Raw genomic sequence first — 23464 nt, 5'->3', positions numbered from 1 at the left:
GGGACTTCCTTCTCAGGCGCCGACGGAGGCGCGACCGGCGTTCCACTTCGCGTTCAGGCCCGCGAAGAGATCGGCCTTGGACTGGGATCCGGTGCGGGCGGCGTCGACCACGCTCTGGCGCAGGCTCGGGGAGTCGAAGCCGATCTCCGAGGCCTTGTCGATGTCGGTCAGCAGGGTCTCCTCGCCCTCGGCGGCGGGGTTGAGGGTGATGTACTCGACGCCCGTGGCCTCGAACTCCTGCAGGGACTCCGGTGTCTCGCCGTCGACGAGCGGGCTGAGCCCCTCCTGGGAGGCCGCGTACCCGGACTCGTGGATGAACCAGTCCAGCCACGCCCGTGCGGCGGGCTTGTTCTCGGAGTTCACGTTGACGCCGAGGTTGTAGTCACCCGAGGTCACCGCATGCAGGACCCCGTCCTTCGCCGCCGGGAAGGGGATATAGGAGATGTCGGCGGGATCGCCGCCGGCCTCCTCGACCGCCTGGCGCATCTGCGGGATCGCCCACGAGCCCAGGAACATGGTGGCGATCTCGCCGTCGGCGATCATCGTCTTGGACAGCTCCCAGTTGGTGCTCGTGGGGTCCGCCTCGGTGAGGCCCTTCTCGACGAGGTCGAACAGGAGGCTGTCGATGACGTAGTGGTCCTTGCCCTCGCTCCAGAGGTCGTCCTCATGGACCATGGTCGACAGGAAGTCCACGTCGACGCTGATGCCTCCGCGGAAGTACTCCCACGCCGTCAGGGGCCAGCCGTCCTTGTAGTTGGTGTAGACCGGGTCGGCCTCGGGGTAGGTCTCCTTGATCTGCCCCATCGCCGCGATGAACTCCTCAGGGGTCTGCGGCGGGATCGTCACGCCCGCCCCGTCCCAGAGGCTCTTGTTGATGAGCACGCCGTTGGCGTTGCCGAGCACCGGGATGCCGTAGCTCTTCCCGTCGAAGGACTTGTCGACGATCCAGTTGTACTTCTCCTGGAAGTCCGACAGGTCGCCCAGCGGCTCGAAGAAGTCCGGCAGCTGGTCGCGGGTGATCGTGTTGGGGATCGCGAGGACGTCGCCGTAGTCCTTCGTGTTCATGCGGGTGCGGACTTCGCCCTCGTAGTCCGTGATGCCCTCGAACTCGACGTTGACATCCGGATAGGTCTCGTTGAAGCGATCGGCGTACTCGTCGAACGTGCCGCCCTCGAGGAGGTCGGTGCGCCAGGTGAGCACCGTGATGTCCCCGGCGATCGCGTCGGGGTCGTCGGAGCCGGAGCCGGAGCCGGAGCAGGCGGTCGCCGCGAGGGCGAACAGGCCTGCCGTTCCGGCGAGGGCGGTCCGGCGGGTCATGGTGGGGCGATGGTTCGACATCGTTGTCCTCTCGTCAGATTGCGGCTAACTTAGGCCGTCGCACAAACAAAGTCAAGATCGTCGATGAACTGGGCGTTCGCGCCTCACGGAGCGAGAACAAGCAGGTGGAGACCGCTCGCCGACACCGTCGGACCGTCACGGAACGGTCTCGGACCGCCACCGGGGCGACGGCATCCCGTCCGCGGGGCCGACGGCATCCCGCCACCGGGGCGGCTTCGCCGTCGCGGCGATCCCGGCGATCCGGCGGTCGCCCTCAGGCGCCGCCGTCGGCCGGGGCCGCAGCCACCGACCCCGACAGCCGCACGGTCGGTGCCGGGGCGCGGACCAGCTGCGGCGCCTCCCCGTCCATCGCCCTCCGGGCCGTGCGCCCGACCAGCCGTCCCAGCTCATGCAGGTCGATGGTGACCGCGCCCAGCGGAGGGTCGGCCAGTCGAGCGTTCGCCGTGTCGTCCCAGGTGAGGACCGAGAGATCCTCGGGAACCCGGAGGCCGCGGTCGGCGGCGGCGCGCAGAGCGCCGATCGCCATCAGATCGCTGTCGCACAGGATCGCCGTCGGCCGCTTCGCAGCATCGAGCAGCTCGCCCGCCGACGACCGGCCCGACTCCTCGCTGAAGTCGCCCTCCCGCAGCACCACCTCGGCACCGCGGTCGCGACAGGTCTGCGCGAACGCCGTGTCACGGGTGATCGGGTGCAGCAGCTGGCCGGGCCCCGACACCCGAGCGAGCCGCCTGTGCCCGAGGTCGATCAGGGTCTGCGCTGCGGCCCGCGCCCCCTCCGCGTTGTCCACGAACACGTGCCACACGTCCTGGCGGGACTCCGGCCCGCCGAGCAGGACCACCGGCACCCCCAGCGATCCGACGACCTCGAGGCGATCGTCGTCCGACGCGGCATCGACCATGATCACGCAGTCCACGGCGTCGCGGGAGATCCAGGAGTCCCACAGCGCCCGCTCCTGCGATCCGTGGCGGGCTGTCGCGACATACACCGCATCGCCGTCCGCCCCGAGCTCGACCTCGATGCCCTGGACGAGCTCGGCCATGAACGGGGTCAGCTCCGTCGTCGGCCGGGTCGTGCCCTGCACGAGCCCGACGATCCGCCCTGGCGACTGCCGCACAGCCTGCTCCCCTCGCTCGATCCGTCACCCGATCCGTCACCGGATCCGTCACCGGATCCGTCCGATGACTATATTCGTCCCTTGACGAATGCTCGCGGAAGGCTACGGATGACTCCCCCCAGGTTCCAGGCGATCAGGGCTCCCCTGAGCAGCCGCGCCGTGCTGGTCGATCACATCCGGAGGCGCGGGACGATCAGCCGGGTCGAGCTCACCGAGGTCACCGAGCTCAAGGCCCCGACGGTGAGCGCCGCCGTCAAGCGCCTCATCGACGAGGGCCTCGTCACCGAGTCCGGACGCGGCGTCTCCACAGGCGGCAAGCCCCGAACCCTCCTGCGTCTGCGACCCGAGGCCCGCTACGTGATCGGCGCGCACCTCGGCTTCACGTCGTCGACCCTGGTGATGATGGACTTCGCCGGGAACCTCGTCTCGCGCATCCGACGGCCCTGGGCGCCCTTCGGCCCGGACCCGACGAAGAGCATCGCCTCCTGGGCGACCCTGGTCGACGACCTCATCCACCGCGCGGACGTCGAGCGCAGCCGCATCGTCGGGGTCGGCGCCGTATGCGCCGGGCCCCTCCGCCAGGACGACGGCCTGCTCTCCGCGCCTCCTGAGCTGGCGGCGTGGATCGGCCTGCCGCTGCGGGAGATGCTCGAGGAGTCCCTCGGCCTCCCGGTCATCCTCGAGAACGACGCGAGCGCCGCGGCTGCGGGGACATCGCTCCTCGATGCGCATGATGCCACCAGCGGCGCTGTCCTCTTCCTGTCAGACGGCATCGGAGGCGGGTTCCGTCATCTCGGCGAGGTCTTCGGCGGCTCCCAGGGCAACGCCTGCGAGGTCGGGCACCTGTGCATCGATCCCGACGGGCCCCCGTGCTGGTGCGGGGCCGACGGATGCCTCGAAGCCCTGGCCGGGCCACGCGTCGTCGTCGGTAGAGCCCGAGAGGCAGGAGTGATCGGGCCCGGACGCGACGCCCCCACCCAGGAGCAGTTCGCCGAGGTCGCACGCCTAGCCCTGCGAGGGGACGAGACCGCGAGCGCGATCATCGAGGACAGCGCACGCCTGGTGGCCCTGGGCGGACAGGCGCTGGTGGCCCTCCTGGACCCCCGTGTGCTGGTGCTCTCCGGCCCGGGATTCGCGGTCGCCGGTCCGCTCTACCTCGAGCACATCTCGCAGCGGATCGCACGGTCCGCCTTCGGGCGCCTCTCCGATGTCGAGATCGTCATGGACGAGACAGGGCACGACGCCGCCGCCACCGGAGGAGCCAAGATGCTGCTGCGCAGCGACGCCGCGCTCCAGTGAGCACGGCGCTCGGACGGAGCACGGCGGACCGCACCGGCCGCGGCGGCTCCCCGAGGACCCCGGCAGGCCATCACCGACGGCCATCACGGACGGGTATCACGGATGGGCATCACGGACGGATCAGCGTGATGCCCGGGGAGGTCCGCTCGCCGAGGGCCACCACGGCGTCGCAGGCGGCCTCGAGATCGATCGTGCGCTCGACGAGATCCTGGGGACGGAGCCTCCCGGAGACCACGAGATCCAGCAGACCCGGGTAGTCGGACGCCGCCATCCCGTGGCTGCCCAGGACACTCAGCTCCTGCGCGATGACGCGGGGCAGGTCGAGCACCGGCGCCTGGGCGAGCAGGCCGATCTGCACATGCCGCCCGAGCGGAGCGAGGGCCAGCAGCGCCGCATTCGCGGTGAGTTCGCGGCCCAGCGCCTCCACGGACACCGACGGCCGCTCCCCCGAGGCCTCGACGATCGCGGCGGCGATGTCCTCGGCCGCGCTCAGTCCGCTCGAGTCGACGGTGACGGCGGCACCGTGGGCACGTGCCAGGGCGAGCGCTCCCGGGGCGATGTCCACGGCGACGACCCGGGCGCCGAGGGCGGCGGCGATCATGATCGCCGAGAGACCGACGCCCCCGCAGCCGATCACCGCGACCGTCTCCCCGGGGCGGACTCGGGCGCGGTCGGCCAGCCCCCGGTAGGCGGTCGCGAAGCGGCAGCCGAGCGGCACCACGGCCTCCGCCGGGAGATCCTCGGGGACCGGGACCAGGTTGTGGTCCGCGGCATGGATGAGCACCTGCTCGGCCCATGAGCCGTGATGGGTGAACCCGGGCTGGGTCTGCTCGGGGCACACCTGGGACCGGCCGTCGGCGCACTGGGCGCAGTCCCCGCAGCCGCACACGAAGGGGACGGTCACGCGCTCGCCGACCTGACGGGCGCGCACCCCCTCGCCAGTCGCGGCGATGCGGCCGACGAGCTCATGGCCGGGGACATGGGGCAGCGACACCGTGCCGTCGTGGCCGGCCCAGGCATGGTGGTCCGAACGGCACAGGCCCGTGGCCTCGACATCGAGCACGGCCCCTCCCGGCGGAGCCGCAGGCCGAGGCAGGTCGCGGACCTCGGGACGGGTGCCGAACTGCTGGACGAGGACGGCGCGCACAGATCCTCCGGGCGGGGCGGGCCGCAGCCGGAGGACGGCCGCGGACGAGGTCAAGATCATTCCAGGGTAGTCCCAGTACCCTTACCCATCAGTCCATCGCCGGTTAACCTGAGGTTCACGGTCGACCCGCCTCCGGCGGACCGGCTCCGCCGCGGCGCGACCCTCCGTGCGGCAGGGCTGCGTCCCGGACGCCCCGGCCGGGCCCCGGTGCCGAGGTGCGGACCGGGGCATCGTCGTGACAGTCGCCGTGAGGAGTGCAGATGCAGGAAGCGAGGACCGGCCGACGCCGGCTGCTGCCTCCTGCGACCCTGCAGATCTGGACCTCCGCTCAGGCAGCATCGACGGGCGCGCCGAGAAGCACGGCGGACGACCAGACGCGAACGGCCCAGCTCTGGTCGCAGGTGCTTCCCGTCGGCGTGTGGCGCGAGACCCTCGGCGACGCCGTGCTGACCGCCCGCACGGAGGGCACGGGCGTCTCCCTGCTCGCCGCCCGCGGCGACGCCCTGATCCGCCGCGGCCCGGTCCCCGGCGCATCAGCCGACGACGCCGCAGCCGCCGGAGCATCAGCAGGCGCCGGAGCATCGGCCGACCGTGCAGCGGCCCATGGTGAGGTGCGCATCGATCTCGCGCGCGAGGACGCCGACTGGCTCTGGTTCGACGGCGATGTGCGATCCGTCGTGTGGAGCGTGGAGCAGGAGGCATCCGGTCGCTCATCATCGGTGGATGCCGGATCGGGAGGTCTGCCCTCGATCACGGTGGTCATGCCGACCTTCCGCCGCGAGGCCGATGCGACGGCGCAGGTCGCGCGCTTCGCCGCCATGGACGTCGTCGGCCGGATCGTCGTCGTCGACCAGGGCGGGACGCTCGCCCGGCATGAGGGCTTCGCCCGTCTGCTCGCCGCGCAGGACAGCGGCACTCCGCAGGACGGCGGGGCTCCGAAGGACGGGCATGCCCCGCAGCACGGCAGGACCTCCCGCGGACCTCGGATCGAGCTGTTCGTCCAGCCGAACCTCGGAGGCTCCGGCGGCTACGCCCGCGGGATGCTCGAGGCCGCATCCGATCCGTCGGCCGCGATCCTGGTCTCCGACGACGACGCCGTCATCGACGAGGAGTCGCTGCGCCGGATGCTCGTGCTGCAGGCGCTGGCCGAGCGCCCCACCGTCGTCGGCGCGCCGCTGTTCTCCTCGCTCGAGCCCCTGCGGCTGATCGCGCACACCGAGGAGGTCGACGCCCGCAGCTTCCAGTGGCGCCCCGCCGACGGCCTGCGCGGGGCGACCGACCTGACCGGCACCACTCCTGAGCGCTGGGGCTTCCTCTCCGCGCACGACGACGCGAACTACACGGGCTGGTGGGCGACCCTGTTCCCGCCCGGCACCGTCGACGATCTGGGCCTGCCCCTCCCCTACTTCCTGAAGTGGGACGACGCCGAGTACGGTCTGCGCGCGACGGCCCGCGGCTATGCTCACGCGGTGCTTCCGGGCACCGCGGTGCATCATCCCCCGTGGAACGCGCACCGCACGCAGATGACCTGGACCGCGCGCGTTCTGCATCGCAATCGGCTCGCGACCGCGGCCGCCTACGGCGCCTCCCGCGGAGTCATCGCCTCCTCGCTGCTGCATCAGATCAAGCACATCCTGTCCGGCCAGCATCTGACCGCGCTGCTGTGGGAGGAGGGCCTGGACGCCTTCCTCTCCGGTCCGGGGACCTGGCTCGGCAGCGACCTGGGCCGCGCTCGCTCCGACGGGCAGCGGATCGTGGACGCCTGGGAGGCCGAGCAGGCTGAGCTGGCTGAGCAGGTCAGGAGGGCCGATGCCGTCGCCCTCCGGCCGACGCGCACCGGTCCGCTCCCGCTGCCCCTCGCCGCCGCCCGTGCCGGAGCGCTCCTGCTGCGGCGCGATCGCGCACCGCGCGTCGTGATCGCCCTGCACGGGGACGAGGTCCGCTGGCGCACGACCCTCGGCGCCGACGCCGTCGTCATCGTCGACGACGACCGGCGACCCCGCTCCACGATGATCGTCAGCGCGAGGACGGCCCGCAGCCTGCTGCGACGCACCCTGCGCACCCATGCACGGATCGCGATCGGATGGCGCCGTCTGCAGCGCCGCTATCGCGAAGCGCTGCCCCACCACACCGCCGCCGAGGCGTGGCGCCCGCTCTTCGCGGCCGACGACGCGCCCGCCCCGACCGCCTCCACCGACAGGACCGCCCGCTGATGTCCTCCCGCACGAACTCCTGGAACCGGCGCCTGCGCAGCGCCGGCGGGAAGATCCTGCGCCGCTACCACCTGCTGCCCGGCGGCATGCCCGACGGGCTGGGCGACGACGAGGCGCTGCGCGACGCCGTGCTCGACGGGGAGGTGCTGGTCTACTTCCCCGACACCGTCGACAGCCTCTACCAGCTGCGCAGCTGGTACGGGCCGCTGCGCGCGCTGCACGCCCAGCAGGGCGTGACCGTGGTCTGCATGGACTCCCGGGTCGCCGCGACCGTCCGCGAGGAGCTCGAGGTCCCCGTGGTCACCATCGCCAGGGACGCCACGCTCGACGCGATCATCCTGCGCAGCGACATCAAGCTCGTGCTGTACGTGAACTACAACCCGATGAACACCGCGGCGCTGCGCTCCCGCTCGGTCATCCACGTCTCGATGCTCCACGGGGACTCCGACAAGTCCGTCTCCGTCTCCAACCAGATCAAAGCCTTCGACTACTCGTTCGTCGCCGGCCCCGCCGCGATCGACCGGCTGCAGCAGTACACCGCCCTGTTCGACGCCCGCTCGCGCTGCATCGAGGTGGGACGGCCCTCGCTCGACACCGCACCGTCGACCGAGCGCACCGATGCCGATCCCGCGCATCCGGTCGTGCTGTACGCACCCACCTGGGAGGGCGGTCAGGCCAGCGTCGCCTACAGCTCCCTGCTCACCCACGCCGAGCAGGCCCTGCGCCCGCTCCTCGAGGACGGGATCCGCGTCATCTACCGGCCGCATCCCCTGACCGGCGTGCGGGTTCCCGAGTACGGCGAGGCCGACGCCCGCCTGCGCCAACTGCTCACCGGCGACGGCTCCGCGGGCGCAGCCGCCGGCCCCGACGGAGCACCCCTGGGCCGCGTCTCCGAGGGGCGGGACCTGCAGGAGGACTTCGCCGACGCCGACCTGCTGCTGTGCGACGTCTCCGCCGTGGCCAACGACTGGCTGGCCACCGGGCGCCCCCTGATCATCACCTCCTCGGCCGACGCCGACGCCCACGACGCCGAGACGCAGCTGCTGCGGATCGTCCCCCGCCTCACGCAGGACGACGCGCCGCGCACCGCCGCGATCGTCCGTCGCGAGATCTCCGAGGACCCCAGCGGGCAGGAGCGCCGGCAGCTCATCGAGTACTACCTCGGAGACACCACCCGAGGCTCCTCCCTCGACCGCTTCCTGCGGGCCTGCCGCGATCTCGCCGCCCAGCGCGACGAGCTGTGGGGCCGGATCCGCGCGGCCGAGGACCGCGGACCCCGCCAGCACGGCGCAGGCGCCCCGGGCTCCCCTGCGAGCTGACGCCGAGCGCCCCGTATCGCGGTCCCCACACGACTCTCCCGGGCACCGCCGAATCCGTCGGACGTCCAGGTCCCCGCCTGTAGAGTGAACGCGACGGATCGACGACATGTCGTTCCGGTGAACTCGACGGATATCCGGCGCTCCCGTCCCTCGTCCTCGCATGCCGCGGGTCGTCCCCGACGGAGCCACCGAACCGCACGAAGGAAATCTGCATGTACTCACTCATCCTGCTCAACGGTGGGATCGGCAGTCGCATCGGTGCGAACCAGCCGAAACAGCTCCTGAAACTGCGAGGCATCCCGATCCTCGTGTACGCGCTCGTCACGGCGGATCGGGTCGAGCAGATCTCCCAGATCGTGCTCAACTACCCCGAGGGGTGGCGCGAGCAGATCGAAGAGGTCCTCGAGGCCTATGCGATCTCCACGCCGGTGGTGCTCGTCGAGGCCGGCGACTCCCGCCACTCGTCCGTGCAGAAGATGATCGAGCACTGCACCAACGACGACGTGATCATCCACGAGACGGCGCGTCCGCTCGTGCGCACCTCCGACTTCCAGCGCCTCATCGACTCCGAGCACGCCAACGTCTCGCTCATGTCGGAGATCTCCTTCACCGTCGCACCCGTCGACCCCGAGACCTCCCGCGTCACCGGCTCGCTCGAGCGGTCGAGGCTGCGCAACGTGCAGCTGCCCCAGAAGTTCGCCAAGTCCGACCTCGAGGCGTCGCATGCGCGGGCCATCGAGCAGGGGCTCGTCTACACCGAGGACGCCACCCTGGTCGCCGACAGCGGCTACCCCGTCCACTTCATCACCGGGTCGGACGTGAACTTCAAGGTCACCACCAGCACGGATCTGCGGATGGCAGGCTTCCTCCTGCGTCCCGAGGAGGAAGACGATGACTAAGATCGCCCTGGTCACGGGAGCCTCCCGAGGCATCGGCCTGGAGACCACCCGTCGCTTCATCCTCAACAACGACGAGATCACCACCGTGGTGATGTTCGCGCGCGACTCCGAGGACTTCCGTGAGAACGTCGCGCAGCTCGAGACCGAGCTGCCCGTCGGCCGCCGCATCATCCCGATGAACGTCGACGTCGGCGACCGCTCCGCCCTCAAGAAGGCCGTCAAGAAGGTCTACGACGAGGTCGGAAATGTCGACATCCTGGTCAACAACGCGGGGTACACCAACCCGATCCCGCTGCAGCAGGTCAAGATGTCCGACTTCGAGAAGACGATGGCCGTGAACCTGTACGGGCCCTTCACCATCGTGAAGACCCTCCTGAACCGCGGCAACCGCTTCGAGCTCATCGTGAACATCGCGTCCACGGCGGGCATCAACGGCCGCTCCGGCTGGCTCACCTACTCCGCGTCCAAGGCCGCGGTGATCAACATGAGCCAGGTGATGCGCGAGGAGCTCGCCATCTACGGCACGCGCGTCGTCTGCCTCTCCCCCGGGCGCACCGCGACCGCTCTGCGTCGCACCCTCGCCCCCGAGGAGGACCCGAGCACGATCATGCAGCCCGAGCACGTGGCCCACGTGATCGAGACCTTCGTGTCCCCGGTCGGCAAGTTCATCGACTCGGAGAACATCGTCGTCCGCCAGTGACGACAGCAGGGCAGGCCATCCTCCGGCCCTCCCCTCCCCGCACGACGCCGCCCCGCGCGCTCCGGATGATTCCGGTGTCCGCGGGGCGGCGCTGTCGTTCCGGGACCGAGCCGACGGAGCGCACGCTCCGAGCCCGGGGCACCTCGGGGCCGGCGGTGCCCGAACCCTCAACCCTCGGTCAAGCGCTCGGTCAGGACCTCGCTGCGGCCTCCGCCTTGGCGCGCTTCTTGGAGTCGGCCACGAACCGCTTGTAGCGCGGGCAGACCTCCTCTGCGGGTCCGTCCATGACGAGGCGCCCCTCATGGATCCACAGGACCCGGGTGCACATGCTCTGGATCGTCGCGATCGAGTGGCTGACCAGGAACACGGTGCCCGCCGACTTGCGGATCTCGTCCATGCGCGCCTTGCTCTTGGCGCGGAAGGCCGCATCGCCCGTGGCGAGCGCCTCGTCGACCATGAGGATGTCGGGGACGGCTGCGGAGGAGATCGCGAAGCGCAGGCGCGCCCCCATCCCCGAGGAGTAGGAGCGCATCGGCAGGTTCACGAACTCGCCGATCTCCGCGAAGTCCACGATCTCCTGGAAGCGGTCCTCCATCTCGCTCGGCGTGAGCCCGAGGGCCAGCCCGCCGATCATGATGTTGCGCTCGCCCGTGAGGTCCTTCATGAGCACCGCGTTCACGCCCAGCAGCGCAGGGTTGCTGGCCACATGGATCGTGCCGGACGCCGGCGGGATCAGTCCCGCGATCGCGCGCAGGAGGGTGGACTTCCCCGAGCCGTTGACGCCGATGATGCCGATGGACTCCCCGTGCTTCGCCGCGAAGGTGATGCCGCGCACGGCCTTCACCTCGCGCACCGCAGGCTCCCGGGCCCCCCGCGCGAGCAGACGCCTGATCGGGCTCTGCTTCTTCGCGGGACCATGCCCGACCTTCTTCGCTCCGAACACGCGGTACGTCACGTGCACATCGTTGACCAGCAGCGAGAGCCGATCGGAATCGACCTTCGCGACCGGAGCGGTGTCCAGGTCCTCCGGATCGATCTCGAAGTCGATCTCGTCCATGTCGGTCGGATCAGTTGCGACCATAGGTCTCCTCCCCCCGCCAGAACACGAGGAAGCCGACGACGAAGAAGACGACCGCCCACACGACCCCCAGCAGCCACATGGTGCTGTCGAACGGGTACGCGGGCTCGTCCAGGAGCGACGATCGGCACAGGTACAGATAGACGGCCACCGGCTGGTACGCGACGATCCAGCCCCAGCTGAAGTCGCCCACGTAGCGGTCGATGGAGAAGATGACCCCCGAGCAGTACATCAGCACGCGGATGAGATGCGGCAGCAGGTTGTCGAGGTCCGGGGTGGCCGCGACCAGCCGCGCCACGATGAACGCGCATCCTGTCGAGAACAGCCACATCAGCAGGATCGCAGGGATCAGCAGGAGCCAGTCCCACTTGATCGTCACCTCTCCCGCGAACGGGAGGAACCCCGAGACGTAGGAGATCACGATCATGACCACGACCGCCGGCCCGAGCACCGTGAGCTCGGCCAGGACCCCGGCGATCGGCAGCACAGCACGGGGGAACTGCACCGACCGGATCAGGTTCATGTTCTTGTTCAACGAATGCGATCCGGCCATCACCGAGCGCTCGAAGAAGCGGAACATGAACACGCCCACGACGATGAAGGCGATCGTGTTCTCGATGCCCGCCCGGCCGATCTGCAGCACGAAGCCGAAGATGATGACGTACACCGCCGCGTTGAGGGTCGGCGAGAGCAGGGCCCACAGCTGGCCGAGGTACGTGTTCTGGTTCTGCGCCGACGCCTTCGAGGTGGCGAGCACCCGGATGAAGCTGCGGCGGTTCCACAGATCCCGCACGTACTCGCGCAGACCGGGCCGGATGCCCATCTGGCTGAGATCGTTCTCCGCGACCGCCCGCTCGACGTCCGCGGGGGCGTACCGGCGGTCGATCGGCGGTGGCACCATCGGTGCCGCCACCGGCGCTGCCTGACCGTTCGTCACGATGCTGCTCCCATCTGGTCGAAGCCGGCACCCCTCGGCTCCGGGGTCCGTCGACTGCCGTTCATGGTAATGACAGCCGCTGTTCGCACACGCCCCGGCGCACGCGGATATCCACCTTACGGCCGCACAGCCTCGCTGGACAGGCGCGGTGATGCACATCCCTGTGACGCACGGAGCACGCGCAGCGCCTGCGAAGCGCCTGCGCGGAGCACACGGCGGACGACGAGCGGACGCTCCTCAGAGGGCGTCCAGGGCCGCCGTGAGCCCCTTCTGGAGGTCCGACAGGTCCCTCGGCACGGCGTACCGCGACCACACGGTCGCCAGGATGTCGTCCAGCACCATCGGCCCCGACTCCGGGAGATCGAGCCGCCGATAGCGGTCGCCCCCGGCGAACGCCGAGTAGTAGTCCTTGTACTTGTACATCCCTCCGCCGATCTTCCCGCCCAGCCGGATGTGCGCGTTCGGCACGCCCAGGGCGTCGGAGAAGATCAGACCGTGCAGGCTCGAGGAGATCACCATGTCGCAGGATGCGATCTCGCGTGCGACCTCCTGCGGAGTCCAGCCCACGTCGATGATGCGCACGGCGCTGCCGAGCTCGCGCAGCTGAGCGACCGGCTCCGCCTGCGCGTCGCGATAGTGCGGGATCACTCCCAGCGCATAGCGCTTGCGGACCGGACCGTCCAGCAGGAGCGGTGCGAGCAGACCGGGGTCCCCGAGCGCGATGGGACGCTCCTCCAGAGCATCCACACGGGCCAGCGTGCGGCGACCGCGGACCGCGAGCGCATCGATCGACGCACGGTCGGCGCCCTCCTTCCCCGCCCTCATGAACCCGCTGCCCCAGACCTTCGGGGTGTTCCCCTTGCCGCGGTCCAGGAGCATCTGGATCACGGAGCCGGCGCCGACGAGCTCGCACCGGTCGGCGGACGCCCAGGTCACGCGGCGGCCGGTGATGCGCTCGACGAGCGGAGGGGTGAGCTCGTCCCCGAAGTTCAGACGATGGGGATACTGCCAGCGCCACCAGAAGGTGCGGATCGGCGCGGCCATCAGCGTCGCCCCCGCAGCCTCTGCACGGTCGACCGCAGCGCGGGGCCGACCACCGGCAGCTCCTTGACGGCGTCTGCCGCACGGGAGCCGCTCAGGCGTCGCGCCGTCGGCTCCAGCCTCTCGGCGAGAGCCCCCCTCCGTGACCTCGCCCCCGGACGCGCCGGACCGGGGACGACCCGGATGCGCCCGCCGGAGACCTGCTCGAGGCCGAACCCCGCGGCACGCGCGGACCAGAAGCGGGCGCCGTCGATCGGGAGCGGTGCCGGCACGCCACCGACGACCGAGGACACCGCCACGGTCGCGCCGACGCTCCGCGCCGACACCGGCAGACGGAGCCCCAGCAGGCGCTCCCCCAGGCGCACCGTCGGCAGCAGCTGCCTCCCGCCGTGGCGGCGCACGCCCTCGATCTCGGCGAAGAACTCGTCCTCGTGCGTCGGCTCTCGGGTGGTCTGCACGAGCAGCATCGCGCAGCCGCTCTCATCGAGCACCAGACCTCGAGCATGCGCGAGGGCGAACGACGGGTGGAGCACGGCGCCGACGTCGATCGACAGGTTCCCGTGGCCCTTGGTGAAGTAGGCCAGACGGCGCTCCTCCGGCGCCGGATCCTCCCCGATGTTCGAGACCCCCTCCGGCTCGATCGCCCGGGAGCGGTCGGCGCCGAGACGGATCTCCTTCACCCAGTCGTCGATCCGCACGACCACGTGCACGTCCCAGACACCCAGGGGGAGACCGTCCAGGACCCCCCGGACGGACCAGCGACCGGCACCCGACCCGCGGAACGGCTCAGGGCTCCGGGCATCCCGGACCTCCTCGCCCTCGCGCTGCCGCGCGCGCACGATGATCTCATCGGGCTCGCCCTCGAGCTGAGGGATGCGGACGGTCGCCGAGACCGTCACGTCCGCTCCCTCGACCTCCACATCATCCAGCCGGCAGGCGATCGTCGGCGCAGGGACCGTCCGCTCGGCCGGAGGCACGAGCTCCGCGAGATCCGACGGGAGGCGCCGACGGAACTCGCCGCAGTCGCGGACGATCATCGGGGTGGGGTTCGCGGACAGGTGGGCGATATAGCGCTCGAGGCCGTCCAAGTCCCCCGCCATGAGCAGATCGATCTTGGCCCTGGTCTCGCTCTCCAGCTGACGACGGGCACCCTCGGTGCAGAGAGGGCCCAGCGCCTCCCGCAGCCGCCCGGCCAGCTCCGCGCGCTCCGTCGGGAGCATCTTCAGCCATCGGGCCCCCAGAGCGCGCGCGAGAGGACGGCCGAAGGGCCGCTTCAGGAGCGCGTCGCGGCGCTCTCCGGGCTCGGTGCGCTCCTCCACGACCGCGGCGACGCGCAGAGCGAGCTCCGCATGCGAGGCCGCGGTGCGCCTGCCCAGCGTCAGGTTCTCCCCGTCGGCCCGGTATCTGGCCAGGTAGTAGTCCATGTCGGAGAGCACCGAGATCTTCCGCGCGCTGAGATAGACGGCGGCGATGAAGGGCTCGTCCTCGCCGACGGTCAGGTCCTCGGGGAAGCGCAGCCCCTCGCGCTCGATCAGACTGCGGCGGATCAGCTTCGTCGGGCCGAGGGTGTTGAACACCCGGTCCTCCACCAGGTCCGCGTCCAGCACCGTCCTGCGGAACATGCTCGAGGGGACCTTCCGTCCGTCCATGCCCGCCAGGCGGCCGAGCACGACGTCGGACTCCTCCGCGAGGGCGACGTCCACCATCCGCTCGAGCGCCTCGGGCGTCAGCAGGTCGTCGGCGTCCAGGAAGAAGACGAACTCTCCGCGAGCCGCGTCGATGCCGGGGTTGCGCGCTCCGCCCGCCGTGCCGGAGTTCGCCTGGGTGATGACAGTCATCCGAGGTTCCTGCGAGGCCAGCCGGGAGATGACCTCCCCGCTGCCGTCCGTGGAGCCGTCGTCCACGACGATCAGCTCCGCACGGTCCTCGGCGATCGACTGGTCGAGGACCGAACGGATCGACTCGCCCACGTAGTCCACCGCGTTGAAGCAGGGGATGATGACGGAGACATCGGGGATGGTCATCAGGAGTGCACCTCGCGCATCTGTGGCTTCCGCTCCGGGGTCGGCACCCGAGCGCCCGCGCGGACGCCGCTCGCCTTCCAGGACGGGACATCGGCCCGTCGACGCCGCGCACGGTACCAAATCCGCTCCGTCGCGATGCTTCCGGGCCGCTGCGAGAGTACCGTCCGATGCTGATGGCCCCGACACCGCGAGGGGAGCCGAGCACGGTGCCGATCACACGGGGATGTGCGCCGTCGAGGGTGCGCGCGCCAGTACAGTGGATCCTCGTCGAGGTCCGTGCGCACAGCCCTTCCCGGCCCGCTCGGCGGCGTCCGTCCCGGGCCGCCCCGTCGGCCCGTTCCGTGCACGGTCCCGCGACCTCGAGAACAACCGAACGCCTGAAGGAGCCCCTCGGCGATGAGCCAGAACGAGTCCTCCGGCAGCGACGCGCTGCCCGTCCACCGGATGACGGTGCCCTGGGGTCGGGTGAGCGGCCTGCGGCGACGGCTGACCCAGACCGTGTTCGCCCTCGCCCCGTTCGTCCTTCTGGCCATCGGGGTGCATCCCGCGATCGCCGTCATCCCGGCGATCTACCCGGCCTTCATCCTCATCCGGCGCGGCTATCGGCGCCTGCGCAAGGGCGTCACCCGCACCGCCCTCTCCGGTGAGCACGGGATCCGCCTTCTGCTGGGGCTCCTCCCCCTCGGGATCGCCTGGAGCCAGGGCACGACGGGCGCCGCCGGCTGGGTGACCGCCGCGCTCTTCGCCCTCCTGCCGCTCGCGGAACCGGTCGTCACCCGGGTCGCCCCCGGACGGAAGCTGCGCGTCAGCAACCTGCCCGGGATCCCCGACACCCGCCCGCCGCGCATCCCCGTCAACCTCGTGCTCATGCTCGATCTGGTGCTGACGGTGCTCGCAGCAGTCCTGATCCTCGTGGGCGCGCCCGTCGGCGCCCTGCTCCCGCTCCCGCTCATCGGGCTCGCCCTGGCCGGCTTCTCGGCGCTCGACTCCTTCCGGCGCATCCGCGAGTCGGTGGACTCCGACAACGGCCTCTACGCCGCCGTCGAGGCCTACGACCCGAAGTTCGTCCTCTACTACGGCGTCCCGGCCGGCTCCTCCTACCAGGTCGGCATGTGGATCGATTACCTCGAGCGGATCGGCGAGAAGTTCATCGTGGTGCTGCGGCGCACCTCCGCGTTCCGCGAGATCTCCGCTCTCACCGACGCCCCCGTCGTGGTGCGCACCAAAATCTGGCAGCTCGACGACGTGATCACGCCGACCATGACCGCCGCGTTCTACGTCAACAACTCCGCGCCGAACGTGCACCTGGTGCGCTACCCGCACATGACGCACGTGCAGCTCCTGCACGGCGACAGCGACAAGGCCTCGAGCTTCAACCCCGTCACCGCCCTCTACGACCGGATCTTCGTCGCCGGGCAGGCGGCCATCGACCGCTACGAGAACAACGGCGTCCACATCCCGCAGGAGAAGTTCACGATCGTGGGTCGCCCCCAGGTCGAGTCCGTCGAGCAGCAGGGCCCCCAGAACATCCCCGTGCAGACCGTGCTCTACGCACCCACCTGGGAGGGCCACTACGCGGACACGAACTACGGCTCGCTGCCCGTCGGCCCGCAGATCATCCGCGAGCTGATCGCGCGGGAGCGGACCGTCGTGTTCCGCCCCCATCCCTTCAGCTATCGCAACCCCGACGCGCTCGTGAACATCCGGGAGATCCATCGGATGCTCGAGGAGGACGCCCGCACGAGCGGTCGCCAGCACCTCTACGGGGCACCCGCCGAGAAGGAGCTCGACGCCTTCGGCTGCTTCAACGCCGCCGACGCCATGATCTCGGACGTCTCGTCGGTCGTGCCGGACTTCCTGTACTCCGGCAAGCCCTACGGCCTGGTCACCATGACCTCGACCGTCGACGAGTTCGAGAGGGCGTTCCCCCTGGCGCGCTCCGCCTACGTCATCACCCGCGACCTGTCGAACCTGGACGCGGCGCTCGACGAGCTGCTGCTGCACGACTCCAAGGCCGATCAGCGCAAGGCCACACGCGAGTACTACCTCGGTCCGTTCCCTCCCGAGAACTACGCGGGCGCCTTCGTGGACGCCGCACGGCATGTCGTGCTCGTCGAGCGCAAGCCCGTCGCGGCTCTGAACGCGCGCGCCGAGGACGAGGAGGGCGGCGAGGACCGGCGCGGCGGAGGCACCGGCCAGGAGTCCCCCGAGGGCGAGACCGACCACGAGGACTGAGCGTCCCCGCTGATCGGCTGATCGGCTGAGCGGTGCAGCTCAGCTGATCAGCCGCCCGGCCGGTCGGTCCGCCAGCCGATCACCTCTCCGGCCGCCCCTGCCGCCAGTAGCCCATGAAGGACACCTGCGTGCGGTCCAGTCCCATGTCGGAGACCAGGCGCCGACGCAGGGCCTTGATGACCCCGGCCTCTCCGGCCAGCCAGGCGTAGAACGCACCGTGGCCCGTGGTGGTCTCCCACAGGATCGTCGCGTCCACGTCGACGTCCTCGAGCTCCTGGGGAGCGTGGCCCTCCTGGGGAGCAGCGCCGTCGTCGGCCGCGCCGTCGTCCGCCGGACCGGATGTCGCCCGGGCGGCATCGCGGAAGGCCTGCGCGGAGTCCGCCATGACCCGCTCGACCTCGGCGCTCAGCAGCTCGCCATGCGGGCGATCACCGCGCTCGAGCCAGCTGACCTGGACGTTCGACCGAGTCAGCACCTTCTGCGCATCGGAAGCGTGGGGGATCTCGATGAGGGCGTGGCCGCTCATCGAGTCCGGCAGCGCCTCGAGGATCGAGCAGATCGCCGGTGCGGCGGTCTCGTCCCCCACCAGCAGCAGCATGCGCGCGGTGCCGGGCCGGAACTCGATGCCGCCGTAGTCGGGGCCCAGCAGGTGCCGGTTCGGGCCGAGCAGGGTGATCGTGTCCCCCTCCTCGGCCTGCGCCGCCCAGCGGGCCGCGACGCCCTGGCCCGGCTGCGGGTCCGGATCCAGGTGCAGGACCATGTCGATGTCCAGCTCGGGATCGGGACCGAGGTTGCCGGGGTGCCCGGCGGCGCGCTGCTCGCGGATCGTGTAGGTGCGCATCCAGCCGCGGTCCGCCGGGTCGACCTGCAGCCAGATCCGGTACCAGTCGGCGAGGTCCTCCTCCGCGACGTGCGCGGAGGGTCGAACGTTCGCGAAATGGTCGGTGCTGGCCTCGGGACCGGGGATGATCAGCTTCACCCGCAGATCCAGCGGATGCCCGCCGACCCCGAAGTGCACCAGCTCCGGGGAGGTGAAGGTCAGTCGCACCAGGTTCTCCCCGATGCGTCGCACCCTGGCGACGGTCAGCTCGAAGGCCAGGGTGGGGCTGATGTCGAGCGCGGAGACCCGCACGGGCGCGGACGCCCCCTCATCGGAGACCGCGGCGGAGGCGGCGTTCCCGTCGGCGGCGGTCGCGTCGGCGGCGGTCGCGTCGGCGGCGGTGTCGGTGTCGGTCATGGTGTCCTCCTGGTGTCGGACGGGCGGGGCGGAACGGTCTCGGCCCAGCGGCAGCACCATCGGCGTGCCGGTGACCGGATCGGGAGAGATGTGGGCGTCCAGTGCGAAGACCTCATGGGCCATCTGCTCGGTGATGACGTCCGCGGGGGCGCCCTGGGAGTGGATCTCGCCCTGCCGGACGGCGACCAGATGATCGGCGTACCGGGCGGCGAGGTTCAGGTCGTGCAGCACGATGGCGACGGTGGTGCCGCGCTCCCGATTGAGGTCGCGGACCACATCGAGCACCTCGAGCTGATGGGTGACATCGAGATAGGTGGTGGGCTCGTCGAGCAGCAGCACGTCGGTCTGCTGGGCGAGCGCCATCGCGATCCACACGCGCTGGCGCTGTCCGCCGGAGAGCTCGTCGATGAGCCGGTCCTGGAGCTCGTCGGTGCGGGTGGAGGCGAGGGCGCCGGCGACGGCCTCCTCGTCGGCGTCGGACCACTGCTGGAACAGACCCTGGTGCGGGAACCGGCCGCGGGAGACCAGCTCGCGGACCGTCACCCCGTCGGGCGCGATCGGGGTCTGCGGCAGCAGGCCGAGACGCCGCGCGAGATCCTTGCCGCGCATCGAACGGATCTCGCGCCCATCCAGCAGCACGCTGCCCGACGTGGGCGGCAGGAGGCGCGACATGCCCCGCAGCAGCGTCGACTTCCCGCACCCGTTGGCCCCCACGATGATCGTGATGCGGCCCTCGGGGAGCGCCAGGTCCAGGCCGTGCACGATCTCCCGACGGTCGTACGCCAGATGCAGGTCCTTCGCTTCGATCAGCGCCATGAGTGCGTGATCACCTTCCGGTTCCGGTGCCAGCGGCACGAGTGAGCATCCACAGCAGGAACGGTGCGCCGAGCGCGCCGGTCACCACGCCGGCGGGCAGCTGCACGTCCCCGAAGGCGTTCTGGCCGATGATGTCGGCCGCCAGCACGATCACCGCACCCACGAGAGCGGACACGGTGAAGCTGGGGCGGCCGACGACGGACCGTGCGATCGGCCCGGCCAGGAACGCCACGAACGAGAGCGGGCCCGTCACGGCGACGGTCAGGGCCGACAGCACCACCGCCACCAGGATCAGGGACACCCGGGTGCGCGGCACGTGCAGGCCGAGGCTGGTCGCCGCCTCGTCACCGAGCTGGAGGATCCGCAGCCTCCCCACCAGCATCGCGAGCACCGGGACCAGCACCGCGAGGGAGACGGCCAGCACGAGGACGCGGTCCCAGGTGGAGGTGGACAGCGACCCCACCAGCCAGTGCATCGCGTCGCTCGCCTGCTGCGAAGGGATGCGGGTCAGGACATACGAGATCAATGCGCTGAGCGCCGCGGCGACACCGATGCCCACGAGCACGAAGCGGTTGTCGACCGCACCGGCCGCACCGGGGCGCGACGCACCGGCGACCGACAGGATCAGAAGAGCGGTGGCGACGCCGCCCGCCAGCGCGCACCAGAACAGCGTGCGTCCACCGAGATCGAAATAGGCCATGGCGATCACCGCGCCCGCCGAGGCTCCCAGCGTCACCCCGATGACATCGGGGCTCGCCAGAGGATTGCGCAGCATGGTCTGGAAGACCGTGCCGGAGAGGCCGAAGGCGACGCCCGCGAGCACGGCCACCACCGCGGTCGGCAGCCGGTTCTCCATCACGATGAAGGAGATCCCGGGGATCGTCTCCCCGCCGATCACCCGCAGCGCATGGTCGAGGTACACCATCGGCGTCCCCACCAGCACGCGCACGACGACGAGCCCGATCAGCACGAGCGCGAGGACGGCACCGGCCACGAGGGCGCGCCGCGTCCGAGGTCCGGCCATCACAGCCCCACCTGCTTCCGGGTCCGGATCAGCACCACGAACACGGGCACGCCGATCAGCGCCGTCATCACGCCCACCTGGACCTCCTCCGGCGGGGAGATCACACGCCCCACCACATCGGCCACGAGCACCAGGGCAGGACCCATCAGCAGGCACAGCGGCACGATCCGCCGATAGTCCCCGCCCACGGCGAGGCGGGCCGCATGCGGCACGACCAGGCCGAGGAACCCGATCGGACCGGCGAGCGCCACTGCCGCACCGCACAGCAGGATGATCGCGATGCCGAGCAGGATGCGCGCCCGCCCCACGTGGACGCCCAGGCCGACGGCGGCCTCGTCCCCCATCGCCAGGGCGTTGAGCACCCCCGTGGCCGCGAGCACGATGACCGACCCCACGAGCATGAACGCTCCCACGAGGGCGACCTCACCGAGGCTGCGGGCCCCCAGCGTGCCCACCTGCCAGAAGCGCATCCGATCCAGGGACGCCTGGTCCAGAAGCACGAAGGCGTTGACCACGGAGCCCAGTCCCGCGGTGATCGCGGCGCCCGCGAGAGCGAGCTTCACGGGGGTGGCCCCGTCACGGCCCATCGAGGCGACCGCATACACGAGCACGGTGCCGACGGCGGCTCCTGCGAAGGCGAGCACCATGAACTGGCCGACCTGCGAGGCCGAGAGGAAGTAGACGCCGAGGACGACCGCCGTCGACGCCCCCGCGTTCAGCCCCAGGATCCCGGGATCCGCGAGAGGGTTGCGGGTCATGCCCTGCATGGCGGCGCCCGCGACGGCGAGCGCCGCACCGACGGCGATGCCCGCCGCCGTCCGCTGCAGGCGCGAACGGATCACGACATGGTCCGTGAGGGACCCGTCGTAGTGGAGCAGCGCATCCCAGACGGTCGCCGGTGGGACGGTGCGCGCTCCGACCATGAGGGAGAGCATGCACGCGAGCAGGAGGACGAGGATGCCCCCGACGATCGCGAGCAGGGTGTGGCGTCGCACGGGGCTGGATCAGCCCTGCGAGGTCTCGGCGGCCTCGATCACCGAGGGGACGAAGTTCTCGAGCGCCCACGGCAGGCTCAGCGCGTTGGCGGCGGAGACCGACAGGGTGAGATGGTCGTCGGCCGAGAGCACCAGTCCGCCGGAGGCGACCGCGGGGATCTGGGCGAACAGGTCGTTGGCCTGGAAGTCCTCGACGGTGTCTCCGGCGGAGGCCCAGGTGTAGAAGACGTCGGAGACGAGCTCGTCGGCGCGCTCGGCGGACCACTCCATGTAGAAGCTGTCCTCGCCCTCGGTGTTCTCCGTGACGACCTCGGCCTGCGTCATGCCCAGCGCCGTGAAGAAGCGGGGGCGCGTGTCGCCGCCCGTGTAGAGCGCGATCGAGTCGTCGGCGAGGCCGAGGGTGCCCGCGATGAAGGTCGACTCCGCGACCGCAGGGTTCTCCTCGCCCACGGCGGCGAGGTCCGCGCTGACGGTGTCGATGACCTCCTGCGCCTGCTCGGCGCGGCCGGTGGCCTGGCCGACCGCCGTCAGGACGTCCTCCCAGCCCGCGGTGTAGTTCGCACCCAGCGGCCCGATCGTCGGAGCGATCTTGCTCAGCTGGGTGTACTCCTCCTCGGTCAGCCCCGAGTAGGCGGCCACGATCAGGTCCGGGGTGAGCGCCGCCATCTCGTCCAGATTGACACCGTCGGCCTCGGAGTAGGTGGTGGGGGCGTTCTCGCTGCCCCAGCCGGCCCCGAGCTCCTCGAGCTTGGCGTCGATCCAGTTGGTGGAGGCGTTGTCGTTCCCGCCCCATTCGACCGTCGGCAGGCCGACGGGCACGATGTCGAGGGCGAGCACGCTGTCGCCGTTGACCCAGGACACGGTGACGATCCGGGTCGGTTCCGCGGGCACCTCCGTCTCCCCGTAGATATGGGTGATGGAGACCGGGAAGGCGCCGGCGTCGGCCGAGCCTGCATCGGAGGCGGCCGAGCCGCCGGTCGAGCCGGTGGACGCGTCCTCACCGCTGCAGGCGGCGAGAGCGGGCACGGCGAGGGCGGAGAGCACGAGCGAGCGTCGGTTGAGCTTCACGGAAGATCCTTGGTCGACGGAGAAAGCCCAGGTCAGGACTTTAAGGCGAGGCTCACCTTATTACGCAACGAGAATCGGCCACAAATGACGGATCGCGTTGTGGACGCCGCGATCGGCTCCCGTGCACGTCACGCGCCCGCGCCGCCGGGCGATGCGTCGGAGATCACGTTCCCGTCGGAGATCAGGTTCCGGAGGACGCCGCTCCAGCGGCGGCTCCGTCGGCAGGTCCCTCGGCGCCATCCCCGCCGTCGTCCTCGAAGCCGTCAGCGCCGTCGTCGTCAGCGTCGTCGGCGTCGTCGGCGTCGTCCGGGTCCGCGGCATCGCGAGGATCCTCCAGGCCGCTCACCCCGGCCTGCCGGTACAGCGCGATGAACTCGCGCGCCGTGTCGGGGCCGATCATCAGACGCAGCACCGGAGAGACCTCGAAGTCGTCGCCCTGCTCGTCGAGCAGGCCAGCGCGCTGGATCTTCGCGATGGAGGCACGGACCTCCTTGGCGAAGCCCGCCTCATCGGTCGACGTGGTGCGCCGGTAGGCGGCGAGCGCCTGCTGGATCTCCGCCTCGGAGACCACGGTCCGCTGACCGCGGGAGGACTGGGTCAGCAGCATCTGCCTCAGCACCAGCAGCAGCACGGAGTCCAGACGGTTCAGACCCGTCAGACGGCGCAGCAGCTTGGGCGCGTCGGGGTCCTCCTCGCTCTGCCGCACGAAGGCGACCTGCGCATCATCGTCGACGATCAGCTCGAGGAACATATCGGCCAGACGGTTCTGGATCGCCGTGCGGTCGCGCAGCAGCTGCGCATAGCGCGCGGCATCCCGCCGACCGTCGATGAACGGGCCCTGCAGGAGGCTCACGAGGACACGGCGGGACTCGTCCACCAGTGCGCCCCCCGGTGCCGACGCTGTGATGTCGGCGTCGACGGGGGCCTCGGACGGAGAGGATGCAGAGCTGGTCACGGTGCCACACTGTACCGGCGCCCGC

Annotated in this window: 18 protein-coding genes; 6 read left to right on the top strand and 12 right to left on the bottom strand. The window is 70.8% G+C overall.

Going from position 1 to position 23464, the window contains the following annotated elements; genetic code table 11:
* Positions 1-12 precede the first annotated feature (12 nt).
* Together ACZ5AJ_RS00730 and ACZ5AJ_RS00725 are read right to left on the bottom strand one after the other, a co-directional pair.
* Complete coding sequence (locus ACZ5AJ_RS00730) at positions 13-1338, bottom strand: ABC transporter substrate-binding protein (RefSeq protein WP_464136231.1); 1326 nt, start codon at positions 1336-1338, stop codon at positions 13-15.
* Between the two features lie 253 nt (positions 1339-1591).
* Complete coding sequence (locus ACZ5AJ_RS00725) at positions 1592-2419, bottom strand: LacI family DNA-binding transcriptional regulator (RefSeq protein ID WP_464136229.1); 828 nt, start codon at positions 2417-2419, stop codon at positions 1592-1594.
* A 141-nt stretch (positions 2420-2560) separates the two neighbouring features.
* Between ACZ5AJ_RS00725 and ACZ5AJ_RS00720 the strand changes: the two genes are divergently transcribed.
* Positions 2561-3751 carry an ROK family transcriptional regulator gene (locus ACZ5AJ_RS00720; protein ID WP_464136228.1) on the top strand — a complete coding sequence of 397 codons (1191 nt, stop codon included), beginning with the start codon at positions 2561-2563 and terminating at the stop codon, positions 3749-3751.
* A 109-nt stretch (positions 3752-3860) separates the two neighbouring features.
* On the opposite strand, the gene ACZ5AJ_RS00715 is transcribed toward ACZ5AJ_RS00720, so the two are convergent.
* Positions 3861-4898, bottom strand: a complete 1038-nt coding sequence (locus ACZ5AJ_RS00715; protein WP_464138662.1) for a zinc-binding dehydrogenase — start codon at positions 4896-4898, stop codon at positions 3861-3863.
* A 260-nt stretch (positions 4899-5158) separates the two neighbouring features.
* Between ACZ5AJ_RS00715 and ACZ5AJ_RS00710 the strand changes: the two genes are divergently transcribed.
* The 4 genes from ACZ5AJ_RS00710 to ACZ5AJ_RS00695 all read left to right on the top strand — a co-directional run bounded on the left by ACZ5AJ_RS00710 (position 5159) and on the right by ACZ5AJ_RS00695 (position 10029).
* The gene (locus ACZ5AJ_RS00710; protein WP_464136226.1) at positions 5159-7111 is read left to right on the top strand and encodes a glycosyltransferase family 2 protein; all 1953 of its coding nucleotides are present in this window, start codon (positions 5159-5161) and stop codon (positions 7109-7111) included.
* Entirely contained in the window at positions 7111-8430 is a 1320-nt protein-coding gene (locus ACZ5AJ_RS00705; protein WP_464136223.1) for a CDP-glycerol glycerophosphotransferase family protein, read from the top strand. Before ACZ5AJ_RS00710 ends, ACZ5AJ_RS00705 begins: the two co-directional genes overlap by 1 nt.
* Before the next feature lie 212 nt (positions 8431-8642).
* Positions 8643-9329: an IspD/TarI family cytidylyltransferase gene (locus ACZ5AJ_RS00700; RefSeq protein WP_464136221.1), complete on the top strand. Its 687-nt coding sequence runs from the start codon at positions 8643-8645 to the stop codon at positions 9327-9329.
* Positions 9322-10029: an SDR family NAD(P)-dependent oxidoreductase gene (locus ACZ5AJ_RS00695; protein ID WP_464136220.1), complete on the top strand. Its 708-nt coding sequence runs from the start codon at positions 9322-9324 to the stop codon at positions 10027-10029. The genes ACZ5AJ_RS00700 and ACZ5AJ_RS00695 overlap by 8 nt, the downstream gene beginning before the upstream one ends.
* A 190-nt stretch (positions 10030-10219) precedes the next feature.
* Here the strand turns inward: ACZ5AJ_RS00695 and ACZ5AJ_RS00690 are convergent, their stop codons facing one another.
* The 4 genes from ACZ5AJ_RS00690 to ACZ5AJ_RS00675 all read right to left on the bottom strand — a co-directional run bounded on the left by ACZ5AJ_RS00690 (position 10220) and on the right by ACZ5AJ_RS00675 (position 15109).
* Entirely contained in the window at positions 10220-11110 is an 891-nt protein-coding gene (locus ACZ5AJ_RS00690; RefSeq protein WP_464136218.1) for an ABC transporter ATP-binding protein, read from the bottom strand.
* The gene (locus tag ACZ5AJ_RS00685; RefSeq protein WP_464136217.1) at positions 11097-12044 is read right to left on the bottom strand and encodes an ABC transporter permease; all 948 of its coding nucleotides are present in this window, start codon (positions 12042-12044) and stop codon (positions 11097-11099) included. Before ACZ5AJ_RS00685 ends, ACZ5AJ_RS00690 begins: the two co-directional genes overlap by 14 nt.
* Positions 12045-12281: 237 nt before the next feature.
* Positions 12282-13088 (bottom strand): polysaccharide pyruvyl transferase family protein, encoded by an 807-nt coding sequence (locus ACZ5AJ_RS00680; protein ID WP_464136216.1) that lies wholly within the window; start codon positions 13086-13088, stop codon positions 12282-12284.
* Positions 13088-15109 (bottom strand): glycosyltransferase family 2 protein, encoded by a 2022-nt coding sequence (locus ACZ5AJ_RS00675; RefSeq protein ID WP_464136214.1) that lies wholly within the window; start codon positions 15107-15109, stop codon positions 13088-13090. The genes ACZ5AJ_RS00680 and ACZ5AJ_RS00675 overlap by 1 nt, the downstream gene beginning before the upstream one ends.
* Positions 15110-15505: 396 nt before the next feature.
* Between ACZ5AJ_RS00675 and ACZ5AJ_RS00670 the strand changes: the two genes are divergently transcribed.
* Positions 15506-17344, top strand: coding sequence for a CDP-glycerol glycerophosphotransferase family protein (locus ACZ5AJ_RS00670; protein ID WP_464136212.1), 1839 nt, complete (start codon positions 15506-15508; stop codon positions 17342-17344).
* A 79-nt stretch (positions 17345-17423) separates the two neighbouring features.
* Here the strand turns inward: ACZ5AJ_RS00670 and ACZ5AJ_RS00665 are convergent, their stop codons facing one another.
* The 5 genes from ACZ5AJ_RS00665 to ACZ5AJ_RS00645 all read right to left on the bottom strand — a co-directional run bounded on the left by ACZ5AJ_RS00665 (position 17424) and on the right by ACZ5AJ_RS00645 (position 23439).
* The gene (locus ACZ5AJ_RS00665) at positions 17424-19397 is read right to left on the bottom strand and encodes an SIP domain-containing protein (protein ID WP_464136210.1); all 1974 of its coding nucleotides are present in this window, start codon (positions 19395-19397) and stop codon (positions 17424-17426) included.
* A 10-nt stretch (positions 19398-19407) separates the two neighbouring features.
* A complete protein-coding gene (locus tag ACZ5AJ_RS00660) occupies positions 19408-20421 on the bottom strand; it encodes a FecCD family ABC transporter permease (RefSeq protein WP_464136208.1) in 1014 nt (337 codons plus the stop codon).
* The gene (locus ACZ5AJ_RS00655) at positions 20421-21416 is read right to left on the bottom strand and encodes a FecCD family ABC transporter permease (RefSeq protein ID WP_464136207.1); all 996 of its coding nucleotides are present in this window, start codon (positions 21414-21416) and stop codon (positions 20421-20423) included. The genes ACZ5AJ_RS00660 and ACZ5AJ_RS00655 overlap by 1 nt, the downstream gene beginning before the upstream one ends.
* Before the next feature lie 9 nt (positions 21417-21425).
* A complete protein-coding gene (locus ACZ5AJ_RS00650) occupies positions 21426-22484 on the bottom strand; it encodes an ABC transporter substrate-binding protein (RefSeq protein ID WP_464136205.1) in 1059 nt (352 codons plus the stop codon).
* Positions 22485-22665: 181 nt separating this feature from the next.
* On the bottom strand, positions 22666-23439 hold the full coding sequence (locus ACZ5AJ_RS00645) for a DUF4194 domain-containing protein (RefSeq protein WP_464136202.1): 774 nt from the start codon (positions 23437-23439) through the stop codon (positions 22666-22668).
* Positions 23440-23464 lie beyond the last annotated feature (25 nt).

This window comes from Brachybacterium zhongshanense (assembly GCF_055385755.1).
The sequence above is the reverse complement of the archived record's forward strand: the minus strand, read 5'-3'. Positions and strand labels throughout refer to the sequence as shown.

Bases quoted from the DNA above. Each gene is read 5' to 3' on its own strand.
- ACZ5AJ_RS00730 (WP_464136231.1), bottom strand. From the start codon at position 1,338: ATGTCGAACCATCGCCCCACCATGACCCGCCGGACCGCCCTCGCCGGA.
- ACZ5AJ_RS00720 (WP_464136228.1), top strand. From the start codon at position 2,561: ATGACTCCCCCCAGGTTCCAGGCGATCAGGGCTCCCCTGAGCAGCCGC.
- ACZ5AJ_RS00710 (WP_464136226.1), top strand. From the start codon at position 5,159: ATGCAGGAAGCGAGGACCGGCCGACGCCGGCTGCTGCCTCCTGCGACC.
- ACZ5AJ_RS00705 (WP_464136223.1), top strand. From the start codon at position 7,111: ATGTCCTCCCGCACGAACTCCTGGAACCGGCGCCTGCGCAGCGCCGGC.
- ACZ5AJ_RS00700 (WP_464136221.1), top strand. From the start codon at position 8,643: ATGTACTCACTCATCCTGCTCAACGGTGGGATCGGCAGTCGCATCGGT.
- ACZ5AJ_RS00695 (WP_464136220.1), top strand. From the start codon at position 9,322: ATGACTAAGATCGCCCTGGTCACGGGAGCCTCCCGAGGCATCGGCCTG.
- ACZ5AJ_RS00690 (WP_464136218.1), bottom strand. From the start codon at position 11,110: ATGGTCGCAACTGATCCGACCGACATGGACGAGATCGACTTCGAGATC.
- ACZ5AJ_RS00680 (WP_464136216.1), bottom strand. From the start codon at position 13,088: ATGGCCGCGCCGATCCGCACCTTCTGGTGGCGCTGGCAGTATCCCCAT.
- ACZ5AJ_RS00675 (WP_464136214.1), bottom strand. From the start codon at position 15,109: ATGACCATCCCCGATGTCTCCGTCATCATCCCCTGCTTCAACGCGGTG.
- ACZ5AJ_RS00670 (WP_464136212.1), top strand. From the start codon at position 15,506: ATGAGCCAGAACGAGTCCTCCGGCAGCGACGCGCTGCCCGTCCACCGG.
- ACZ5AJ_RS00665 (WP_464136210.1), bottom strand. From the start codon at position 19,397: ATGGCGCTGATCGAAGCGAAGGACCTGCATCTGGCGTACGACCGTCGG.
- ACZ5AJ_RS00660 (WP_464136208.1), bottom strand. From the start codon at position 20,421: ATGGCCGGACCTCGGACGCGGCGCGCCCTCGTGGCCGGTGCCGTCCTC.